The organism is Psychrobacter sp. T6-1 (assembly GCF_052258445.1).
In genome coordinates, this window is the sequence record NZ_JBQQFC010000614.1 from 1 (window position 1) to 857 (window position 857).

Sequence of the window (857 nt, forward strand, 5' to 3'; positions counted from 1 at the left end):
AATGGACGACTCACGATGGCGGATACGCAAAACCCAAACCCTTCAGACAGCACGCCTCATTCGGCCCAGCAAACGGATCAAGCCGTCGCCTCAGGCAATGCCTATGAGCTGATCAAACGTCGCTTAACCGAGCAGGGCAGCCGTCTACAATCCCAGACGGCGACCCTTAATAATGCCCGCTTAGAAGAGTTTGGCAGCACGCAGATGCAAGTCATTGCACGCACGCGTATTCGTACCGAATACAACTGCGTGGCGCAGGACATGGTGCAAGTGGGCGACTATCTACTATTTGGCTATAACGTCTTTATGGGGCTCAAACGTGCCAGCAATATCAAAGACGTGCTATCACTTTATCGCCTTATAGAGCCTGAAAATGACGATTTAGCATCGAACACTGAGCAAGAGTATCAGTTAGAGGAGGTCGATCTAGCAGGTACGTTTTTGGATCAAGATAACTTCGTCCAAGATTTCAATGAGCTGTATCGCTACTATAAGCAAACCCGCCTGATTCAGATCACCGTAAAAGACAGCAAACTGCTATTAGCGTTTCAGATCGGTGAGCGTATCACTGATATTCGAGTGTTTCGCTTTGCGCTTGATTTTAGCGAGGGTACGCCAGAATCGGCGCAGGTGGCCTATGTCGATAACCGCGGTGAGCGCGATATCGAACTGCCGCCCGCCTATGATTTTGAGTGGATAGAGACCTCGCGTGAGCAGATGATCAATGGCAAATACCCGCACATGAATATCTTAGATACGATATTTGTGGAGACGGTCGGCGGTAATCTGACCATTAAGATTGAGAACAATACGCAGTCAGGTCAAGGTATCTACAACGAGTCGGTGAGCGATAGCAC

Annotated in this window: 1 protein-coding gene; it reads left to right on the plus strand. The window is 49.2% G+C overall.

Annotated features, from left to right (window positions below; genetic code table 11):
• Positions 1 to 15: 15 nt before the first annotated feature.
• Positions 16 to 857: DNA repair ATPase (locus tag ACTXGO_RS14945; protein ID WP_443575074.1), on the plus strand; the 842-nt coding region annotated here is incomplete at its 3' end.